General features: G+C 47.8%; 15 protein-coding genes. 5 read left to right on the top strand and 10 right to left on the bottom strand.

The genetic code is table 11. The features are described from left to right. Window positions 1-80 precede the first annotated feature (80 nt). The 5 genes from QGP82_RS20420 to QGP82_RS20440 all read left to right on the top strand — a co-directional run bounded on the left by QGP82_RS20420 (window position 81) and on the right by QGP82_RS20440 (window position 5870). A complete protein-coding gene (locus tag QGP82_RS20420; RefSeq protein WP_490793368.1) occupies window positions 81-899 on the top strand; it encodes a SirB1 family protein in 819 nt (272 codons plus the stop codon). A gap of 137 nt (window positions 900-1036) precedes the next feature. Continuing rightward, complete coding sequence (hisA, locus tag QGP82_RS20425; RefSeq protein WP_163664317.1) at window positions 1037-1810, top strand: 1-(5-phosphoribosyl)-5-[(5-phosphoribosylamino)methylideneamino]imidazole-4-carboxamide isomerase; 774 nt, start codon at window positions 1037-1039, stop codon at window positions 1808-1810. 534 nt (window positions 1811-2344) lie between these two features. Further along, window positions 2345-2998: a hypothetical protein gene (locus QGP82_RS20430; RefSeq protein ID WP_163664319.1), complete on the top strand. Its 654-nt coding sequence runs from the start codon at window positions 2345-2347 to the stop codon at window positions 2996-2998. Between the two features lie 657 nt (window positions 2999-3655). Beyond that, entirely contained in the window at window positions 3656-4705 is a 1050-nt protein-coding gene (gene hpsE / locus QGP82_RS20435; protein WP_499060811.1) for a hormogonium polysaccharide biosynthesis glycosyltransferase HpsE, read from the top strand. Window positions 4706-4862: 157 nt separating this feature from the next. Further along, window positions 4863-5870, top strand: coding sequence for a glycosyltransferase (locus QGP82_RS20440; RefSeq protein ID WP_499060812.1), 1008 nt, complete (start codon window positions 4863-4865; stop codon window positions 5868-5870). Between the two features lie 42 nt (window positions 5871-5912). Here the strand turns inward: QGP82_RS20440 and QGP82_RS20445 are convergent, their stop codons facing one another. The 10 genes from QGP82_RS20445 to QGP82_RS20490 all read right to left on the bottom strand — a co-directional run bounded on the left by QGP82_RS20445 (window position 5913) and on the right by QGP82_RS20490 (window position 22363). Continuing rightward, a complete protein-coding gene (locus QGP82_RS20445; protein ID WP_499060813.1) occupies window positions 5913-6887 on the bottom strand; it encodes a glycosyltransferase family 2 protein in 975 nt (324 codons plus the stop codon). A gap of 133 nt (window positions 6888-7020) precedes the next feature. Beyond that, on the bottom strand, window positions 7021-8250 hold the full coding sequence (locus tag QGP82_RS20450; RefSeq protein ID WP_163699479.1) for a glycosyltransferase family 4 protein: 1230 nt from the start codon (window positions 8248-8250) through the stop codon (window positions 7021-7023). 79 nt (window positions 8251-8329) lie between these two features. Next, the gene (locus QGP82_RS20455) at window positions 8330-9097 is read right to left on the bottom strand and encodes a hypothetical protein (RefSeq protein WP_499060814.1); all 768 of its coding nucleotides are present in this window, start codon (window positions 9095-9097) and stop codon (window positions 8330-8332) included. A 284-nt stretch (window positions 9098-9381) separates the two neighbouring features. Further along, window positions 9382-10377: a sulfotransferase family protein gene (locus tag QGP82_RS20460; RefSeq protein ID WP_163664331.1), complete on the bottom strand. Its 996-nt coding sequence runs from the start codon at window positions 10375-10377 to the stop codon at window positions 9382-9384. 8 nt (window positions 10378-10385) lie between these two features. Further along, window positions 10386-11603, bottom strand: coding sequence for a polysaccharide pyruvyl transferase family protein (locus QGP82_RS20465; RefSeq protein WP_163699474.1), 1218 nt, complete (start codon window positions 11601-11603; stop codon window positions 10386-10388). Window positions 11604-11621: 18 nt separating this feature from the next. Beyond that, a complete protein-coding gene (locus QGP82_RS20470; protein ID WP_163664335.1) occupies window positions 11622-12482 on the bottom strand; it encodes an O-fucosyltransferase family protein in 861 nt (286 codons plus the stop codon). Window positions 12483-12651: 169 nt separating this feature from the next. Beyond that, window positions 12652-15744, bottom strand: a complete 3093-nt coding sequence (locus QGP82_RS20475) for a beta strand repeat-containing protein (protein WP_499060815.1) — start codon at window positions 15742-15744, stop codon at window positions 12652-12654. A 57-nt stretch (window positions 15745-15801) separates the two neighbouring features. Continuing rightward, window positions 15802-17880, bottom strand: a complete 2079-nt coding sequence (locus tag QGP82_RS20480) for an OmpA family protein (RefSeq protein WP_499060816.1) — start codon at window positions 17878-17880, stop codon at window positions 15802-15804. Continuing rightward, on the bottom strand, window positions 17880-21389 hold the full coding sequence (locus QGP82_RS20485) for a TonB-dependent receptor (RefSeq protein WP_163668797.1): 3510 nt from the start codon (window positions 21387-21389) through the stop codon (window positions 17880-17882). The genes QGP82_RS20480 and QGP82_RS20485 overlap by 1 nt, the downstream gene beginning before the upstream one ends. Next, a complete protein-coding gene (locus QGP82_RS20490) occupies window positions 21389-22363 on the bottom strand; it encodes a DUF11 domain-containing protein (protein WP_163668795.1) in 975 nt (324 codons plus the stop codon). The genes QGP82_RS20485 and QGP82_RS20490 overlap by 1 nt, the downstream gene beginning before the upstream one ends. Window positions 22364-22726: the final 363 nt, after the last annotated feature.

A 22726-nucleotide genomic window follows, 5' to 3' on the forward strand; every position in this document is an offset into this window, starting at 1 on the left:
CTGCTCCTCTAAGACCTTTGTCGGTCCTTGTCGCCCCTGATCACCCCTCTCTCAAAGCCTTTTTAACCTCACCAATCTCCATGACCCTGCGCTTCTCCCAGGCCCGACAGCAGTTTCGCCAATTGATTGCTCAGCCCACTCGCAACCTGGCTGCAGCCGCACTCTGTCCGGCGCAAGAAATTTATCCTGAGCTTGATCCCGCCGAGATTCTGCAACAGCTGGATGCCATTGCAACGGCTATCAGACCTAACATTTCTACCTATCCCCTCAAGACCATTCAGGCCATTAATCACTATCTCTACAGAGAACTGGGCTTTAGGGGCAACCAAATGGAGTATTACGATCCTGATAATAGCTATCTCAATCGGGTGCTAGAAAGACGATTAGGCATCCCCATTACCCTGGCGCTGGTGTATCTAGAAGTTGCTCAGCGGTTAGATTTCCCGATGATTGGCGTGGGCATGCCGGGACATTTTTTAGCACGCCCTACGATTGAGGAGATGGAGGTATACATAGACCCGTTTAATCAGGGAGAGGTCCTCTTTACAACCGATTGTCAGGCTATTTTTCATCGGCTATACGGTGACAATGCGGCTTGGAGCAGCCACTATCTTGCTCCAATCACCGATAAGTCCCTTCTAGCAAGGCTTCTCACTAATTTGAAGCTAATTTACCTGAATCGGCGTGACTTAACAAACACTCTGATGATCCTTGATTATTTGCTCCTGCTGCTGCCCAATGAGCCCAGCAACAGCCGAGATCGGGGATTAGTTCATTACCAATTGCAAAACCTGTTGGCTGCCCGCAGTGACTTAGAAACCTATCTGACCCATAGCCCCATGGCTCCAGATCGTGACCAGATATCACAGTTACTAGATAACATTACGGATAATCTCTAGGCACTGGAGTCTGATTGTTTACAGTAGCTAGAAGGTCAGGCATTCAAGGCTCTTGCCCATGGTGCTAACGATTTCCTCTCCCCTTTTTCTGTACAATTTGAACCATTACTTACCCTATCGAACGGTAGATTTTTACTATGGATGTGATCCCTGCCATTGATTTACTCGGCGGTCGCTGTGTTCGCTTATTTCAAGGAGACTATGACCAGTCTCAGGTCTTTGGTGATGATCCGGTGGCTGTTGCTCGCCGCTGGGCAGAACAGGGAGCTTCTCGCATTCACCTGGTAGATTTAGACGGTGCTAAAGCGGGTAAACCCGAGAACTGGCAGGCAATTACCGAGATTGTTCAGGCCGTTGATGTACCGGTTCAAGTGGGGGGAGGATTACGCGATCGCAACCGTGTAGCAGAGCTATTTGAACTGGGCGTACAGTACGCCATCTTAGGTACTGTTGCCGTTGAGAATCCTGATGTAGTGGGAGAACTCAGTGCCGAGTTTCCAGGACGTATTTTCGTAGGGATTGATGCCCGTGATGGCAAAGTTGCTACCCGTGGCTGGTTAGAAACCTCCAGTGTTATGGCTGATGATCTTGCCCGCCGCATGGGAGATTTAGGGGCTGCTGCCATTATTTACACCGACATTAAACGGGATGGCACCCTCAAAGGACCCAATTTAGACGCGCTTAGAGATCTCGCTGGAAAAATTGATACCCCTATTATTGCGTCGGGAGGGGTGAGTTCCACAAGCGATTTACTCAGTCTGTTAGGCGTAGCCCCATTAGGTGTCAGCGGTGTGATTGTTGGGAAAGCCCTCTACACGGGTAATGTTGACTTATCAGAGGCCATCAAAGCGATTGGCCCAGGCCGACTTCAGGATGTTCCCCCTAACTTACAATCAACGCGGTGGGGATAAATCAATTGACAATTTCATAAAAGAAGAAAAACTAGTTCAAGTGAACTAGTTTTTCTTCTTTTAAAGGGAGACTTGGTTCATCATTAACAGTTTGCATTGTTCTGTCTTCCTAAATTTTTAGAAAAATTTTGCTGATTCTTTCCCAGAAAATAATTAAGGGGGATGACTGCAAAAGCCCCCTCACCGAGGAGGCAAAAAAATCCTTCATAAAGCGCTCTTTAAAGCTGTTTCTCGTTAGTTGTCAAACCTGAAAACCTTTGTCATTAGAAGGTTGTAGCTTAAATGTATATGTTGTATCTTTTGCCGTTTTTGCCCAAGCAAACGTGACTACCCGTTGGATCTGATCTCGAAAATTGAGGTTGTTGGCGAGGCAAAAAAGCTGCCGATGATAGTGCTTTTTTGTGTTTGGGTATCTTTTTGGTGTTAAAAACTTGTTGAATTAGTGCTATATGTTTGTAGAATTAAAAAACCAACGAGACTATCTTTCTCAAATATCACTCAAATTCATTGCAACAAAGTGAGGTTTAACCCGATATGGCTACCAATGTCCTTGATCAGCTCAAGGAAGTTGAATCCCAGTTGGCTTCTCAAGTTGAAGCACTAAGCGATCAACTCTCCGCCGCCGCAAAACAGCGCGAAGGCCTTTTGACTGTTATTAACATGTTTCAGTCAACCGGTGACACTAATGGTGTTGCCGCCAATGTTACTGAAATTCTTAGCAGCGCGGTTGCTACCGTACAAGAGGAAGAAGCGCCTGAACCTGCTCCTGCTAAGAAACCTGGCAAGCGTCGTGGCCGCAAGCCATCTGTTAAAACAGCTGCAAAAGCAAAAGCTGCCCCTAAAGCTAAAGCCCCTAAGGCCAAAGCAGCAGCAGCGGCAGCACCCGCTGCTAAGGCTACTCGCAAGCCCCGTGGAGGCAAATCTCCTAACTGGCAGCGCTATGTGCAAGATCCTTTCCGTAAAACACCTCTACCTGATGTTGTTGCTAACATCCTAAAGGCCCAGCCAGATGAGGCATTTAAAATTGCTGAGGTTATGGACGCTATTTTCAAGAGTGATATGCCTAAGGCTACGTTCTTGAAAGCACGTAACCGTGTTTCTAATATCTTGTCTGCTGGTGCACGTACCAGTGAGTGGTACCGTGGCCGCGGTGGTAAGTACAGCATGAGCAAGAAAGCATTGTCGTAACACATCACCAACATCAGGTTAGTGAAACGAGTAAAGGTCATCTAACTTGAATATTGCTGTAAACTCCCTTGGTCGTAGGTTCAGTTAACTCTATGGCCAGGGGAGTTGCATTTATATAAACTAAAGTCGAATGTACTAACTTTTGAGAATTAATGATTTTTGGGTATGGGGTATGCACTTTTTGGGAAACACTTAACTGATGGGTCCGTCACACGTAACTCCTCCTAACCAAAAGGGGGGTAGATACTTTTTCCCAGACACTTAATGAAACGGTGATTTAATTGTAAATTTTTAGATTTTTGCTGATTTAGGTTACCTGGGGGTCACTTCTTTAGGTGGTACTGATTAGCTTTCGCAGTTATCTTGTAGTGAATACACTGAGGGCATTGCATGGTAGCAGATATATGGATAGCGCTATAACTGTATGGATATTGCTACGTCCCAGGTCTCACCCACTAGTATTACAACCGTCTATGTAATCTTCAATTACTATCCTACGTATTAATACGAATTTACTGTTGTCATCCGTGAGTTGGCTAAGTCATAGTTTAAACAATTCAATGTCAGGTAAATTCCTCAACTTAGCTGTGGTTTTAACTGAATTCAGTAAGATATGTTCCTATAGGTGCCCAGGCGACTGTAGCGTTACTCAAATCTATGATTGATTTTTCGGTTGCTATTCGTCTTTATAACGGTGCTTTAACATTACCTAAAATTCTAGATGCCCTCAGTTTCCAGGCTATTTCGAGCAGCATCAATTGGGAAATAATTATCGTTGATAATAACAGTGTTGATGGGACAGTTGATATTGTCCATAGGTATCAGCAAACATGGACGGCATGTTCGCTGAGATATGTATTAGAAGCGCGACAAGGGGCCTCTTTTGCCCGTCGTCGCGCCATCGTGGAAGCACAGGGGACGTGGATTGGCTTTTTGGATGATGACAATATTCCTGATTCCCATTGGGTACAGTCGGCGTATGAATTTGGCTGTACCCATCCCAAGGCAGCAGCTTTTGGGAGCCAGATTCATCCAAACTATGAGACCCCACCACCTGCCAACTTTGAGCGCATTGCCCCCTTTATTCCTGTGGTAGAGCGCCAGGAGGAGGTTTGTTTCACCACGGGATGGCGCGCTATGAGTAACTTAGTTCCTCCCGGAGCTGGCTTAGTGATTTTACGCCAGGCATGGTTAGATAATGTTCCCTACCCTTTGACACTGAGAGGTCCCGTCGGAAACTCTCTAAACTTGAAAGGAGAGGATGTGGAAGCATTGCTATATCTTAAAAAAGCAAACTGGGAAATCTGGTTCAATCCGCTGATGCACATCGAGCATCAAATTCCCAGCTGGCGCTTTGAGAAAAGTTATTTATTGCGTTTTTTCCATGGCATTGGTCTGAGTAAGTATGCCACTCGTATGGTGGGTATATCCCCCTGGCGGCGACCGCTATGGGTACTCTTATTTATGGGCAATGACTGCCGAAAGCTATTGCTGCATCTGGTTAAACATCATCGTCACTTAAATAGAGATGTGGTGTCTGCAGCCGAACTACAGTTACTTATCAGCAGCTTGTTAAGTCCTTTTTATGCCTGGAAACAACGTCTGTATAACCGTGGCGAGTCTAGTTCTTCTGACTTTATACCAGCGCATGATCTGGGCAAGAAAAGTAAGCTGGGCAAGAAAGCGTCAGCATTGCCTAAATCCTAATGACTAGAAGCTTCTTATGTCCACGGTTTTAATTTATCGTGACCAGCTTTTACCGTACTCAGAGACCTTTATCCCCGCCCAAGGAGGTAACCTTTCGTGTTACAGGGCTATCTACGTAGGTACGAGCCGATTAAATCATAATTTTAATCATCGAGACATGGTTGTCTTGGGAGATCATGGCTTTCCCAGTCGACTGTGGAAAGGCTTGTACAAGTTTGGCGGCATTACGTCTCCTCGGTGGACAAAAGTCTTAAAACACTATGCTCCTAACCTGGTGCATGCCCATTTTGGCAGTGATGGTGGTTTAGTCTTGCCGCTGTGCCAGCAATTAAACGTTCCCCTGGTGGTTACTTTTCATGGCTATGATGCTACTTGGGAAACCCCTTCATGGACAACAGTACGTAGTCAAGGGGATTTCTTTAGAGCCTTGTTATTACATAAACGAGACCGAGCATTGGCGGCTGCTAACCGTATCGTTACGGTGTCTGAGTTTATCCGTGAGCAATTGCTGTTAAGGGGGGGAGATGCCCATAGGATTGTGGTGCATTACATTGGTATTGACCGACAATATTTTCAACCCTCTCCGGATCTAGATCGAGAGCCCATGGTGCTATTTGTCGGACGACTGGTCGAGAAAAAAGGGGGAGAGTATCTGATACGAGCCATGGCAGCGGTGCAACGTCAGTTGCCGCCGGTAAAGTTGGTGATCATTGGAGATGGAGGATTGAGATCGCACCTCCAAACCCTTGCTGATCAGCTTTCTGTACGGGGTCAATTTTTAGGCAAACAGTCTCCGGAGCAGGTTCGTCACTGGATGAATCGCGCCCAGGTATTTTGTGGCCCCAGTATCATCGCCCGCTCAGGTGATGCGGAAGGTTTTGGCATGGTTTTTGCCGAGGCCCAGGCCATGGGGCTACCGGTTGTGAGCTTTGCCACGGGCGGCATTCCTGAAGCCGTTATCCATGGCGAAACTGGGTTGCTGGCTCCAGAAAAAGATACTGAGCAGCTAGCCAAACATCTGCTCCGCCTATTGGAAGACACAGAATTAAGACAGCAATTCGCCCAAGCAGGGCAAGCCCACGTAGCAGCAAATTTTGATCTGCAAAAAAATACCCGCCAGTTAGAACGCATTTATGACGAAGTGGTTGCTCAATATCAGGGTTAGCCATTGCCCATCCATGACCACTGGAGAATAGGTAATGCCCGTCTACGAGCCCCGCTTAAATCCTTTTAACGTTCGCCGCAAATTGGGCACATTAGCAATCAGGTAGTCCACCCGTTTACGCCAATCTTGAAACATTTGCTTGCGGGCCTCGGGAAATGCGTCAAACAAACGATTGACTGTGGTCAAATCTTCAGCCGTCGTGGCACGATAAGCGGCAATGGCAGCATAGGTATTCAAAATACTTTCTAGTAGGGGACGGTAGCTTTCAGGACAGCTGCGACGCAGAGGTTCGGGCTCAAGTAACATGGGCCAGGGCGGTCGCACCTGATTCCAGACAGCCAGGTCAGAGGCTTCGGTGTGATACCACATAAGGGGCTGTAGATCCCGATAGATGGGATAGTTGAGAATCACCTGGAGCCACAGATAAATGTCTTCGCCATAGGTGCAATGATGCTTGTCATAAAACCCACCAAAACGATTGACGATGGTGCGATCGCACACAATAGCTCCTGAGTGGAGCACATCAATGTTGGGTTTAAATTGCTCTGACGGTAACCTATGGGGAAGTTGCCATCGTCCCGATGTTAACCCCAGAGCAGATAGCGTCTTACACCAATCAGACCGATTTTTACCCCGATATTGACCCGTGACACAAAGGGCACAGTCGGGGTGCTGTCTCAAGTGATTAAGCGTTATTTCTAAGAAATTAGGTAGCCACTCATCATCAGCATCTAAAAAGGCCACATAGGTTGCGTTTGCTGCCAGCAATCCTCGATTACGCGCACTACCAGGACCTTGATTATCTTGGTAAATCAGCTGAATCCGCTCATCTTCCATCGCGTTTACCAAGTCTGGACCATCATCTGTTGAGCCATCATCTACAACAATGATTTCCTGGGAAGGATGAGTTTGCGCCAGAATTGAGTTTAGTGTTTGTTCAATATACGCGGCCTTATTATATAGAGGCACCACCACACTGACGGTAAGAGGTTCCTGGAGTACCTGAAGTTGAGGCATCTGTTTACATCAAAGCAAAAGCATAGATAATTGTTTGGCATTGCTGATCCTCGAGATGGCTTTAGTTGTGAGATACCTTCAAATAGCAAGGCCTCTAGACCAGTTCATCCCCTAAATTAGCAATCGCAATTTTTTATCTGGAAAGCTGTGTCAAAGAGTTCTGAATCTTTTGACCGACAGCAGTCCAAGTGTAACGTTTTAGAAAATAGCTATGGGCTGCTTCTGTCAATGCTTGAACCTTGCGAGGATCCTGCCATAGTCGCCGAACTGCTTCCACAATAGTAGCGGGGGACTCTCTTAAGAGTAAATGTTTCTCATCTTCTACCTCCAGGCCTTCAGCTCCCTTTGTTGTACTAATAACAGGGCATTTAGCAGCAAACGCCTCTAAAAGCTTGAGCCGGGTACCACTCCCTTTTTGTAAGGGAACGACCATAACCGCTGCTCTCGCTAAGTAGGGGCGAACATCATCCACTTGACCTGTAACAATAATATTTGCATCGGCTTGGGCCGCTTTCAGCATAGCTTCGGTCGGATCACATCCCACCAATAGAAGCTGACAATTGCCAACGGTTTTTTTCAGCAAGGGATAGATCTGGTTGAGCAAAATAGATGCGGCCTCAGCATTCGGTTGATACGAGAAACGCCCAAGATAGAGCAACGTTTTAGCCTTGTCGGACAATATAGTGTTTGACTGTACAGCTTTATAGTAGTCAGGATTAACACCATTAGGGATAACATAGGCCTTCTTCTCTTCCATCGGATATAGCTGATGTAAGTGACGTACATCCTCGTGACTACACATCCAAACTTGATCAACTGCTCGAATAAATCTTGCTTCGATGTGTTTTACTTGAGCCAATATCGTAGGAGTTATAGCGTCGCTCCCCTGGTAGCGGCGATCGTCACCCTCAACATTATGATTATCGAGAATTAAAGGACATCCAACTTGTTGCAAAATAGGCAGGTAGCGGTATAACCAAATCTCCTCAACGATAATGAGAGTTGGTTTAAAACTAGTAATTCTCTGACGCAGTTGATTAGCAGCATCTTGGGTGTATAACCAATCACTACGCCCATGACCGGTGGGTCGAAACCGCCAGAGGCGACGCTGCAACTTTTCCCAAATAGAACGTGATGGTGCCGATAGATCGTAATGCTGCCAAACAGCAGTCAATGGTAATGAGCCTGCATCAGCACTGCCCTTATAAAGGGAAAAAATAGCGATTGGCCCTCGTTGAGCTAAAAGGTTAATATTTTGCCAATTACGCAAAGAAACCCCACCACTTAACGGATAGGGTTTTACCTGTACAAGAAAGAGAGTGCGATGTTCCGTACCTACAGGCAAGGCGCTTGATTGGCGCATAGTGGTCATAAGCTCGAACGCCTCTGGTCAGCAATGGAATTACAACAGATGTAATTATGCTAGCGAATGAGCCCTGTCACTAAACGGTAGAAAGGACTGAACAAGGCTCAAGATAGTGATGGTAGGGAGTTGCTCTAAGATAGCTAATTAATTCATCATAGTTTTCTACAGATGCCTGTAGAGTCTGTGGCGACACCTTTTGATATTGACTCACCGCAGCTCTAGATTGAATCCCCAGATGCTGACAGATGGTATCAATGGTGAATTGATGCTGACTCTCATTAGCTAGATTTTTTTCGTAGGTCAATTCCAAATAAGGAATATCTCGCAATAAGGACAACTCGTACTGCCATAGCTGTTGACTTTTTTCTATCCAATCAACGACTGTCACTGGGTTGACGTGGATTTTATTTTTTTGGAAACCTTGAACTAACCGACTTTTATGAAAGCCAAAGTTCCGAGCGCGGATGTTAGAAATAGCATGGTCTAGCAAGTTTTCTCGTCTCAAGTAAAGAATATGAAATCCTGCTTGACTTAATTCATACAGAAAGTGTGATCTCTGTTGAATGCTATGTATATTTCGCAACTGATAGCTTAGCACCTTACAACCGTAGACAGATGCCTGTGCACTTGCAGCTTTGGCTTTAAGGTATAGTTGGGGCCAAAGTACGGGTTGAGCTAAGATTTCACCGTCACAGCAAACATCAGGCAAACAATTGAGGAGGCTGACCAGGGCAGTGCTACCCGATCGACCTCTGCCAAAAATAATGAATTGTTTAGATGCCTGAGATGATGACGAACGAAGCAGATCAAGATAGATGCGTAACTGACTTTTAAGAGGGAACATTCGAGTTAAACCACGATTGCAGGGTGAAATCTGTGGTTTGGGGGTAAAATTACTGGTTCTAATAGTAGGACATTCAACAGTACAAGTCTAGAAAACTGGATACAGATAACGAATATGAACCTGATTTTTTTGTTAACTGAAGCAAAGCATAAAGAACTGACAAAATAAGTTGACTCTTAAGCTTTTAGCTTGTAGAAGAGCTTTAAGCCTGTATGAGTGCGATTATTGAAGCTAAGCTTTGCAAAACGCTGATATTTCGGTTGAACCGTAATTTTTGACAGAAATTATTCAGGGGCAGCACCGATATATTTCCCCGTCTGTATGGGCTGCTGCGCTACTTTTGTGCGCCAATACACCAGTTTTCGATCAAGTTTTACCCTCAGCTTTTCTAAAGTGAGAATAAAACGAGCATAGGCTCCGAATGTTGATGCACTGGCAAGGTAGCCATAATTGGCAGCATTAGGAAACGTTAATACGTCGATAATCTCAATTTGATGGTTAGCAAGCTCACGTTGCCATTTATGAATAGCGTTAGTAGATATGGGTTCTAGCACAGATTGTAAATGCTGAACAGCCCATCCCTGGCGATTGATCAGAGGATGATTGACTTCGGAACGGGCGGTTAACATCTCAAGTGCATATGTTTCACCTAGAAACTGACATAGCGTTGTGAGAGATTGTTCAGGCTGTTGTATAAGTTTTTCATATCGTAAGAGCATGACGCGGGAATCTCGTTGCCAATTTCGTTCAAAATTGCGCAGGCTCTCATGCCACTGCTCAGCATGAATGTGGATATAATTACTGGCCCAGGGCACCTTACTCAAAGAGGCTGCAACAGCTCTTGGATCTCTCAACATCCAAATAGCTTGAGCATTGGGGAACCAAGTGAACAGTTGATGTAGGTGTTGATAGTGCAGCGGAGTTTTTTCACCCCAACGGGGTTTGTTAATGGCGTTGGCATACTCCTCTAGCCAGCCTGCAAAAATATGCTGATGTGAAGGAGAACCTTTGGCTAAAATTCTCTCCCGTGTTTTGTTTGCATCAATCCCAAAATAGGAAAATCGCTGACTATGACTTAAGGTTTGCCAAAAAATGTCGAAATCTTGGTCAGAAGATAGCTTGAGGTTTTTATATTGCCGCATCCAGTAGCAAAGATAATGAGTTTCTGGGGCGATCGCAATCCTGGGATGGGTCGACAGCATACTAGTCAGGAGCGTTGTTCCAGAACGGGGCATGCCCACAATAAATATGGGCGATTCGCTGCTAGAAGAATGACTCATCACCATCGTCAGCTACCTAAAAGTTGGCATAACTTGTCTGCAACAGGTTCCATAGTTTGACGATAATCCTCAACTGCCTTGACGAGCTTAAGGCGATTTTCCGGTTGGTGAGTCAGCAGCTTTTCGAGACGGGGTTTGACCCTTTCCAGGGTAAACTGCTGCACGGCAATACTATTGAGCTGTTGGTCAATTTCTGTCATAAACCCAGAAACTTTTTTATCGTAAACGGCGGCCAATATGGGAATCCCCAAGCCTGCGGCTAATATAAGTGAATGAAGCCGAGTGCCAATGACTAAGTCAAATGACTGTAATGTATTGATCGCTTGTTCCACCGAATCAAACGCTTCGTAAACGTTAACCTGCTGTCGTTGTTGACATTGAGTTAATACGGTTGCGATCGCATCTTCATCATTGTCTTGAGGACGGCGCTGGGCTCTATCGCTGGGCGTATGGGTTTGAAAAGGTAGTAGCGAAACCGTTGCCCCTTGAGTGCCAATCAAATAATCGATGATCTTGGCCATTTCTCGATAAAAGCTTTGCTCAACATCAGCATCAAGCTCTGATGAGCGCCCCACCAAAGACCGAATGGAAATGCCTATGTTGAGAGCTGAACCATTAGAAGCCGATTGAGATAATGCTGTTTGAGACCTAGACAGTGATTGTGTTGATGTTATCTGAAGGGCTAAATCACTGATCACATGAATAGGGCGAATGACCCCCATCTGTTGCAGTTGCTTCTGAGACTGTTGATCACGCACAGCAATCAGGGTCACCTGATTTAAGGTTTTCACAATGGCCTCTTGCGTCTGAGTTTTCCAAACCTCTCCTACACTAATACCCAGAACAATAGTTTGACAGCCCAAAGCCATCGCACGTTGTAGCGGCCCTAACCAAACGGTGGCCACCTCCCGATCAGGGGAATCTCGCAATAAATCACCTCCCCCTAGTATGAAAAAATCATGTTGCCATAACGCCAGGGTGTGTTCAGCCCACTTGATCCACTGTTCACGACGACGACGGGGAAACTGATTCCGTAACGTAGCAACACCATGCTGTTTAGCAGTATCATCCGGATCATTAGAATAAACCGTGACCCGATGCAGATAGTCCGGCCCCAGACAACGTTTAAGTAAACACAACATGCCTACCAACATGGCCTCATCCCCTAAATTGTGATGACCATAAAAACCACAAATTAACAGGCGATGGCGTTTCCAGAAAACCATAAGGATTAAAACAATGGGTTAGGTGGTCAGGGCATTAAGAACAACCAGCTCTATATTCGAAATATTGGCAGCAACCCTTGAATAGGAACTCCAATAAGAACCATATATTTTTCGTGTTCGTGATAAGGCATATAAATCGATGACAGCGTCTTGCATGCCTTGTTCGCTGTTGCGATCGGTGGGGGCTAATTGGGTGATAATGCGATCTCCGAACTGGTCTAAAAGTCTATGCTTTATCTGTAGTGAATCCGATGCCAGATAAAAGTTACTATCTGCATTTTTGTTGATTTCTTGAGTGATAGCATTTATAAACAGGTCCAGCGGACTATGTCGAATAGCCTTGTCATGATCGCCTCGACGGATATGCAATCCAACAGTGTGTCTCCCAAACGCAGCCATACGTCTTTGAATGGCACTTTCTAGGGTTGGAATTGGTTTAAACACATCGTAGGTATTTGCCGAATCAAAACTGCGATCAGTCATAATCATCAAACTTTGATAATTAGCCAACGTTGCCAGCTGATCAGTTTTAATCAGCTTAATAGCTTCATCGTTATCAATGATTTTTTGAAAGTTGACTGTTTGAAATACCTGGGCAGAGAAAGATAGGAGTGTTCTTTTTAACGGACTAGAGATTTGAATAGATTGAGGATTTATATAAATTGATGTCAGCTGTGGCGAGATGAGATGAAGCTGGGGAATCGGCTGAAATAGCTTATTAAAGGGACATCGTAACTGAGACGTATTCTCAAGCCAGATCACAGTCAGCTGCTTGTGCAGTCTGCGGCTCAACCTTAATGCAGAGTCAATGGCTCTCATCCGATTACATAAACCGCCATGGGGAACCAACGTCAATTTTGAGTCAAATCTAAAAGCCATTGGCGCAAAATTATGTCCCGTGATAAACAACGGTATCCCACAACTATGCAACTTTTACTACCATCTAACTTGAGATTCCTCCTGATAAATACTCAATATCAAAGAGCTCTAGTTAGGTTTTACCCACACTAGAGCTCTTATCAGATATACAGAAGCTAATCTCCCTATCCTAGGGAAGTTGAATTTCGAAGCTGAAGGCTCCTACTTCACCCGTATCAACATTGAGACCAGAGTTAGGACCCCCAACAACTACGCCACCACCGGCACCGACACCGAGACCACCAGCGGGGACACCAGATGGAAAGGTTCCAGGTGCAGAGAGACAGGAAGGCTCTAGGGGAGATAGGGGAGCCCGTGCTGATAAGGGCCCAATATTAGAGAAGTTTAGGGTTGTTCCACCGATGGCAAGCGGTGTTGGCTGCGCCAGCCCCAAACTCGGTGGTTGCAGAACGCTCGGTGGTTGCAACTCATCACACAACTCTACATTTTCAGCGGTACCCAGTCCGGCATTGAAGAAGTAAACAGTGTACTCAACAACATCACCAGACTGTAACGATTGAGAGATATTCGCTAATCCCAAAGGTAAGCTGCTGCCCGATAATGCAGCCAGGGTGTTGTCATTAGAGTCACCAGCTTGATCATTGAATCCGCCAATACCAGGAATAGCCACTTCGTTACCATTGCGAGTAACGCGAGTGATGCGCTTCACAAGGCGTATATCAGGAGCAAACCGCACCCGTGTTGGGGTGTTTTCATTGCCATCATCGGCAGGATTATCTGGATCCGCTGGTGAACCATTATCTTCATTTGGTTCACCGTCACCATCCGGATCAACATCCGTACCACTGTCGGATAGATCGCTGGTTGTATTACCATTGGCGTCTGTTGCCGTAGCACTCACCTGATTATCATAGGGACCCGGCAAAGCAGGTGTAAGGTTTGGATTGCTAACATCCACATCCACCACTAGCTGGAAGGTACTAGTGGCACCAATTGCGAGGGTTCCAGTAGGCGTACCTGCAGCATCCGCTAGCAGAGTCGTGTTGCCGCCAGCGATGCCATCGAAATTAGGATCGGCAACCACCGTAGTCGCTCCGTTGACAAAGGTTACACTGACTACCTGGAACGTACCAGCACCGTAAACAGGGTTGAAGTCCTCATCTAATTGAACCTGCTCAAGGGGAACAGTACCGATATTGGCAACCACAATGTTGTAGGTTACCCGGGCTGTATTAGTGCCAAATGTACCTGATGGTTCAGGAACGGTCGATACGACCTGTTTGGCCACACCAATAACGGGTCTAGGTGGCAAGACGACGGGGGTGGGGTCATTTTCATTCGGGCCTCCACCTGGGTTCCCATCATTTGGATTAGCATCAGTGTCAACGCCATCATCCGATACATCATTAACATTAGTCCCGTTGGGGGATGTACCCACCGCCTCGATTTGATTGACAAAGGTATCTGGCGTGGTGATCAGGTCACTTTCCACTTCCACGGTGAATTGAAAGGTGGAGTTTTCACCGACCTGAAGTGTTTGAGCCGCTGCCAGAATGCTGGTATCCCCAGGGGTGCCATTGGGTTCATCGGCATCAAAGTTAGCATTGGGCGTCAGTTGCACCTCATTGGCTAAGCCCCGGGCTGTAAATACGGGTGCACCGATAATGGAGAAAGCGCCTTCTCCGTAGGTGTCATCCAGGTCTTCAGTGAGCTGAACATTGTTCAATGTGACGTTACCCAGGTTCTCCACCGTGGTTTCGTACACCACTTCAAAGTCACCATCGGCCTGGGTGATAGCAGATACCACTCGCTTGGATACACCAATGGCTGGGGTCTCTGGCGGTGGTAACTGCACCGGGGTTGGATCGTTTTCACCCGGCTCATTCCCGTTACCGTCTCCGTCTGCATCGGTTTCCAATCCGTCATCCGACGCATCATCAACATTAGTCCCGTTGGGGGATGTGCCGATTGCCTCAATTTGGTTAGTAAACGTTCCTGGCGTGTTGACCAGGTCACTTTCCACTTCCACGGTGAATCGGAAGGTGGAGTTTTCACCGACCTGAAGCGTTTGGGCTGCTGCCAGGATGCTGGTATCCCCAGGGGTGCCGTTGGGTTCATCGGCATCAAAGTTAGCATTGGGCGTCAGTTGCACCTCATTGGCCAAGCCCCGGGCTGTAAATACAGGTGCACCAATAATGGAGAAAGCGCCTTCTCCGTAGGTGTCATCCAGGTCTTCGGTGAGCTGAACATTGTTCAATGTGACGTTACCCAGGTTCTCCACCGTGGTTTCATACACCACTTCAAAGTCACCATCGGCCTGAGTTGTTGTTGAAACCACTCGTTTCGATACACCAATGGCCGGTTGTTCTGCAACAAGAGGAGGAGCCGTAAAGGCAATGTCACCGATGGCGATCGCATGGGGAGCAAGGTCATTACTCCCCGGGCCATTGCGGAATACCAGTGAAATGGTGTCAGCAGCAGCAGGAACATTTACTGTAGCAGTACCATTTGAAAAATTATTTGAGGTTTGAGGATTAACAGCAGCGGGGGTTCTCGGCGAATTGGCGTTCTGGGTAGGGTTATTAGGATCATCACCCGGTGCAACCCCCGTAATAATGACTGAATTACCTGCAACTACCTCCTGATTAAATATTCCTACGGGGTCAGTCTCACCACCCGCCGTAATACCAGCTACAGGCACCCCTCCTGAGGAAGCAGAGACAACAACTTCATCCTGCCAAGATACCGTACCGTTGTTGATAAGAATATCTAGATCATAAATGGGAAAAGAAGCCAGAGTAACATCAACAGGGGTGGTGGTGCCGGTTAAAAAGAATTCAACGGTGATGGTGGCTTCATCACCAGCATCGCCTAAAAGGTTAACGAGGAGGGCCTCGTCGGGGGGGGCAGGGCTAACAAATGCGGAGTCGGTAAGGTTGAGATTAGCATTGCCATTGTTGCCAACATCGCCGCCAACCGTGACGCGTACGTCTACACCACTTCCTCCAACATCTGTATAGGTGTTTTGATTGCTACCCACGGGAAAGTCAACAGCTTCCCCTGCAGCGCCAGTACCCCAATCTAGGGCAGTAGCTACCTGTGCTTGTGCCGTAGGCGCAATAGATAAAAGGCAAACTAGGGGTAAGCTCCAGGCGAGAGCACGATCAATACCCCTATTCCAGGCTGTCCCAAGATGCCGGATACCAGCTTGAGAAAGACCTTGACAGCACTTTTTCTTTGAGTTGTTATGACAAAATTTCACGGTTAGATTCTCTACTAATACTGACGATACTGAAAAGTTGACAAGTCAAAGAAGGCCTTATTCAAGCTGCAAATCTGTTTCCAAATTTTCGTAGATAATGTCGAGACCACGAGTATCTGTAAAGATAAACTCGGTGCGGCGATCGCGGGCATAGTCAATGCGTCCGCTGCCACTCGATACCCGTTGTGTTTCTCCAAAGGAGCGAATGCGCATCCGTTCAGCGGCAATGCCTCGCTGTAGCAGATAATTCCTGGCGGCCAAAGCTCGGCGTTCACCCAAGGCCTGGTTATAAGCGTTGCTGGCTCGTGGATCGGTATGCCCCTGCAGTTCAACGGTAATGAATGGATACTCTTCTAAAACAGCAATAATCTCATCCATAATGACCGCAGATGCCGGGGAGATATCTGATTTATCAAGAGCAAAGTGAATATTGCGGGGAATGCGCAAGACCAAGGGTTCCGGAGGAAGCTCTGGTTCTGGCTCTGGCGGATCTTGAGCAATTTCACAGCTGGGCATGGCCGGTGTTGTGGGGCCATCCCCCAATGTGCCAACGGCCGTAATGGCTGAGGGCTCAGATGTACCGTACACATCATCCGTGGCAATGGCACTCAACAACGTTCCCTCAGGGGCATTGACATCAACGCTGAAACTGCCGGTTTCATCTGTAGACACGGTGGTAACGTATTCGTTTAACGCTCCATAGTATCCTTGACGGTCGACAACCTTATAAATGTCAATGGCAGTGCCTGGATCGGCGACACCGCTAAGGGTGGTCGATCCACCGCTGCTCGGAAAGACATAATCGTCAAACTCAGGGGCATTGATGGCGGCATTGGCGGTATCCCGACGGCGCATTGACGAATTACGCGGTGGGTTGGGGCCGTCTTTACGCTGAAAATCTTGAATGCCGCTGTTGTCGTTATAGCCCAGGTCTACACTGAGGCCATCTAAGGCCGCGAATGTGTTGTTCCGAATAATGTTGCCTTCACTGCGGGGGTAAGATGCGATCGCAACGCCCGGTCCCGGCTGATGCTGAATCACATTTTCAGTCACCTCATGGCCGTTACCCATCAAATAAATGGCCGCCCGCCTAAAGCGCCGACCATTAAACCGAATATCGTTGCCATAGATCCGTGCGGAGCCCTCTGGCTTGAACATAAATACACCGCTACCATCGGTGCCGCAGATGAGATTACCGTGGATCTGGGCCCCATCAATATTGCCATCAAGACGAATACCATCGGGAATCCCTGCAACACCATTGGTCCGCATGGTATTTTCGGTCACATCCATGCCCATGGCCTGGGCAGCCGTGAGAATGCCGCTACCTTCATGGAATTCAATCCGGTTACGCTGAATGACCGTATCAAGACCATTAAAAACAACTACACCGAGGGCCGACATCTGCTCCACAGGGGGCATTTCACCAGACGGCGACATCCCTAACCAGTTGTCTTCAATCACCACACCAACGGGGGCATCTGAATCTTCATTGGGCAGCAAAGTCCGCCAACCAGGGGGATCAGGCAGCCCAGCATCCACAGGGGGAACCAAGTGGGTGATTAAGATATCTGCCGGTGGTGTTGTCTGCGTAGACCGATGTTTAGACGAAAATCCATAGAGACTTAAGCCTCTCACGGTCACCGCATCAGCCGTAATCGTCAACCCTCGCAACACTTCGGCCCCCGCCGCTGGGGTTAAAGCGACCACTGGTGTAGGCACCGGGGTAACCATTGTATCGGTAGTAGACAGAGGCCCGTAACCTGGCTGGCTAGCACCATCGACCAATGTGCCAGCAGCCATAATTGGAGGCAGGGGCTCCACCAGCTCGATAGTTGGATCATCCGCCAAACTAAAGTTGATGGATGGGCTGGCAGCAGGGGTCACTCGAGCACGCTCAGCAGCACTCAGCGCATCAACCGGCAGAGTTCCATTCACCACAGAAATGGCTTCTCGCAATGTCAGCGCGTCATCAGGACGAATGTCACCGTCACCAGACGAGTTCACAATCACAGAGTAAGGCGTAATCTCTTGGGCACTGACCGTTTGGATAGCCACTGCCTGAGCCACTAATGGCACCGTGGCTGCCAGTGCAGCTGTCCCAACTAGCTTAGATAGATACATGGTTAATTTCATTACTCCTCACCCCCAGCAGTTGTCTGTGTACCCTCAGCCGCATTGGCTGCATCAACATTATTAACGTCGTTATCGTCAGCGGCGGTAGCTGAAGCCGGAACAACACTCACCGGTTCTGCTGTGGGTGAACCGTCTGCCTCCATTAGCGACTCTTCCTGTTGTTGGGGCGCTACCTGCTGGAGACCAAACTGATCCCACAGTTCATTGACCTTGAAGGTGACGCCAAGGTAGGGGCCATCATCGGAGCGGAAACCACTGCCTCCCAAGGAGCGATCATTGACGCTACCAAAGCTATACCCCACTCCCAAACGCAGCTCTGGGGTCAGGTAATAGCCTGCTTCAATTGCCATACCGACTTCGTCATAGTTGGTCTCGGGCTGAGTGATGTAACGAACTTCACCGGTAATATCCCAACGGTAGGCAAACCGGTGGGTGGCTCTCAATTGACCCAGATGAATCGCATTAGACGACGTCACGCCTAAGGAGTCTAAGTCGGCATTGGTGGCTCGTAGGGCATATTTACCGTAGAACTCCCAACGCCAGCTCGGAGCATAAATGCCTTCCATGGCCAAGGTATGCTCCTGAATAGAGTCTGAACCTGCACCCACTAAAAGAGAGTTGGGAGTACTGGATGGGTTAATGGCATATTCATAACTCAACAACGCGTTGAATTTATCGCTTTGAGGATTACGATACGCCAGACCTAATCGAGCACTGGTGGAACTATTCAGACGATCGGTAATGGTCTGGTTAGCAAAGTTAGCATGCTCAATGCGGGCCAGGGTGGTCAAAGCGTCTGAGAGTTTACCCGCAGCTGAGGCGGTGATGACAGTGTTATCACCATCATCCGAATCACGATGCTCAAACCGAGCGCTAGCCTGGAAGTCAGAACTATCCGTATATTCCAGCCCTAGCGTATAGGTTGTGCCGCTAACCAGACCCAGGGAAGCCGCTGATTGACCCACGGCATAGGGCTGTAGCACCCGGTTACCGCCAGTAATGGACGAAAGACTATCACCAAAGATCCGCTGGAAGCCCAAGTCTACATGTAAACCAGGGCTGAGATTAATTCTATGGTTCAGACCGAGAGCTCCCTGGCCGCTCATGCCATTATTGGCACCCAAAATGGAGTAACGACCAGTCAGAAGCGTGTTGTCCGTTAGATCGTAGTTAACAAGAGCATCAACAGTAGTCAGGGCATCGGGCGTGACATCATCATCGTGGAAGAACCGTTGGGCAAATCTTAGGGTCACCTCTGGCAGTACATCCCAATCCAGGCCGACCACCGTCTGGCCTGGATAGGCATCATCTTCATCACTTAAAGCGATGTCTGTCTGGGCCCGGAAGGATAATTTCTCAGCCAGGGGCCAGGTCAACCCGGCAGAAATTTGGTTTGACTCGATATCATCGCCGGTGATCCGATCGTTGCGATCTCGATAAACCCAATCCAAATTCCCCGTTATCGACCCAAACTGTTGTTGGACACCTGCCCGCACTGTGGTGATGGAATTGTTCACCGTTGCTCCATCAGTCCGCACTAAGCCCGGATTGATCAGCTGGTCCAGAGTAGTGGGAATCAGATCTTCGTTACCCCGGTTGCGCTCACGATCAAACTGTAATTGCAGCTGAGTGTTACGACTAACGTTATAGCCCAGCTGACCGCCCCAGCGGGTTTGACCAGCCCTAAAACTCGTGGTTGCCGTATTCCGAAAGCCACTGTCAGCATCCCTAAAGTAGGCGGTACCCGCCAAATCAGGCGTAATCCGTCCCGTGGCCTCTACCCGAATCGCTGTTCCATCTTCATCAACCGTTGGATTATCCAATGAAGAGTGGGCAAGCTCAGCCACCAACTGGCCAGCATCACCCAGCTGTAGCAACGCATCTACACCGATTAAACTAAAGTCTTGAGCACCCTGGTCCTCAAAGATGGCCGACGCACCAACCCAGCTAGGAGACTCGAGACTGGTGTCAAAGTTATACTGCAGCCGCCCACCAAACAAATCGCCATCATCATCGTCACCGTCTATCTGATATGTGGCCACAATGCGACGCACTAGAGCCGGGCCAAACGGGTTAGCGTCAACGGCAGACACAGGGCTGTTAAACAGAATTGCCCCTCGGTCATAGTCAATGGTGTAATCGACACCGCGCGCTAGTCGCACTCGTTCAATCACTGTTCCTGGACGGTTGAGTTCCTCTATCTCAAAAAAGAGATCCTCACTACCGGCCAACACCAAACGACGAGACAAGAAATAGTAACCACTGGTGCCGTCAGGCACAATCGTGTCACGCTGTAGCGCTCGTAAATTGTTGGCATACAGTGCAGTGAGCTGCAAACCATTGTTAAAGGTGTAGTTCCCCTTAAAACCATGGAGTTGACGATTTAACGCCGAAAATTCTTGAGAGAAACGAGAGAATTCTGCCGTATCGTAATCCCCCCACATAAAGAAGTCAGGCTCATAGCCGACGATCTGAGAATCTCGTTCAAACCGAACATAGAAACTATCAATGGATGGTGTTAAAAAGTCGGTGGTTGAACTATCTCCATAAGTGGGGTAAGTTTGTTCACAATTTTGCACGTCCCGGTAAAGACGATTGTCGTTACAACGCTCGTTTAAGGCTCGCTCACTATTAAACGCTGCTGTCAACAACCAGCTACCAATGGTGCCTGTGGCAAAAATACCCGCATCAAGGTCAGCGTCATAATCTCCGATATCACCCGGATCGAGGAAGTCGGCATAGCGACCCCAGAAATCAGTCGCTCCAGGGCCAAATCGAAAGTCGACAACACCAGCCACCAAGGATGGGCGATAGGGTGTTGTGAAATTGACCTGGGTATAACCATCAACGTCAGCGGCGGGTTGTTGCGCGGTTGCATCATCACCCATCAGACCCAGAGCTTCACGAGCTTGTACACTGGCCCGAATGGTTACAGGCTGGGCATCAAGGGCTGAACGGAGTTCAACCTCAAATTCTCCCTGGCGAGCCAGTACTTGAAAACCACTGCGATCAATATCGTAGTCAGCCCCAATAAATGTACCTGCTGAAGATGTCAGCGTGACTACCACATCTTCACGCACAGGTCGCCCAGACTCATCCAAAATATTTCCCTGCAACCCCATGGTTGAGCGACCATCAGCAGGGATAAACGCATCACCCGTTGGAAAAATCTCCAGGGTCAACTCATCACCCAGTTCATCCTGAATCAGCGGTGGCAACCCACTGGGCACCTGACGAATAATCGTGCCATCGATAAATCCTTCAGCTTCACCAGGATCTTCTTCCACGGGTAGCGTATTCGAGTCCAGCAAATCGCTAGGCAAATCATCGCTCGCCTGGGTCAATAGCTCAGGCACATTAACAGGTGCCACGAGAATATCTGACTCAACAATTGACGCAGAATTTGTTGTTTCTTGAGCCGCTTGAGCTGGTTGCAGTAGAGCCACCACACCCGTCAGGGTAGTGAGCAGTCCTAGACAAATTGAGTTGGATAACAAACGCATCATCATTAGTTCTGGCCCTCCCCGAAGGTCGGTGTTACTGCAAAGTTCATACGTGCCAGACCACCTGGCTCTAAGCGAACCAGTCTAGACTGACTGTTATTTTCTAGGCGGTAGAGGTTGGGGGCCAAGGTGTAGCCTGGCAAACTGCTGAGGTCAAGCACACCTACACGATTACCAGAAACCACATTGGCCATGGAGAAGAGACCATCTGGGTCAGCAATGATGCGGTTACCATCATCAAGGTAGATGACCGCATTGGGTACACCCGCCTCGCCTGACTGTTGTTCACCATCAAAGTTCTTATCTACAAAGACCCGACCAATAATGGTGCCGCAGTCAGACAAGATACCGGGGCGAATGGTTAAGCTAAACTCAGCCTGAGCCGTGGGGAAACCAGGCGCTGAAGCAGTGGCTACGTTGACACCAGAACCACGTACAGAATCAGGCGTCAAGGTGACAGCATACAGAATCTCAAGCAAGGAGTTGGCAGGCAAAGAGTCAAACTGAAAGTTGAGCTGCCTACCTGCGACTTCAAAATTTGTCAAATTAGGTGGTATTGGGGCGCTGTTAACAGAGTCGTCGATGTACTCTAGGCCTCGCGGCAGATTATCCATGACAGTTAATGGAGTCGCTGCTACCGCACTTATGTTCTCCACCAAAAGCCGATAAATGACAATGTCACCAGGTTCAGCCGCTGACTTATCAGCTGTTTTTGTTATTCTCAGCAGTTGATTTTCAACTGGGGGAGTACCAATTGTTGTTGGGTTACTTGGTGCTCTCACCCTAGGTCGATTAGGGTTTGTCGGATCGTCGAAAGCACCAGACGCAGTGTTGGTAACTTGAACCTGCGCACCTACGGGCATCACAGGGGTATGTAAATAAACCAGCAAAGTGCTCAGCAGAACACCCACTAAAAAAAAACTTACAGCTTTAAACAGGTGTCGAATGACACCTTTAGGACGGCTTTTCAAAACTCTCATGACCCCTCACAGGCACCAACAACAAGGCAAACGGCTAAACATTGCTTTTGATCTACAATCAACTCGAAGCAATGATTCGCAATTGCTTATGACCAAACTTGCGTATCGTCACAAACACAACGTGACCGAATCAAAATTTATCAGTAAAAACTCTAACCAGAAGATGGTTAAAGAGCTAGGAAAAACCACTTACTGCAACACCTAAACAATTTACAAATCAAAGAAGTTTGCCGTATTTATACGGTTATTCCTCTCTTTGGTCAAGGATTATGACACTCTGGTTTGGCTGAGTGCAATACCTCACAGCGACAGACAAAATTTAGGAGCTTATACTGAGGATTACCAAATCAGGAAATTTTGATA

This window comes from Leptothoe sp. LEGE 181152 (assembly GCF_032906605.1).
GTDB classification, from domain to species: Bacteria; Cyanobacteriota; Cyanobacteriia; order Phormidesmidales; family Phormidesmidaceae; genus Leptothoe; species Leptothoe turfae.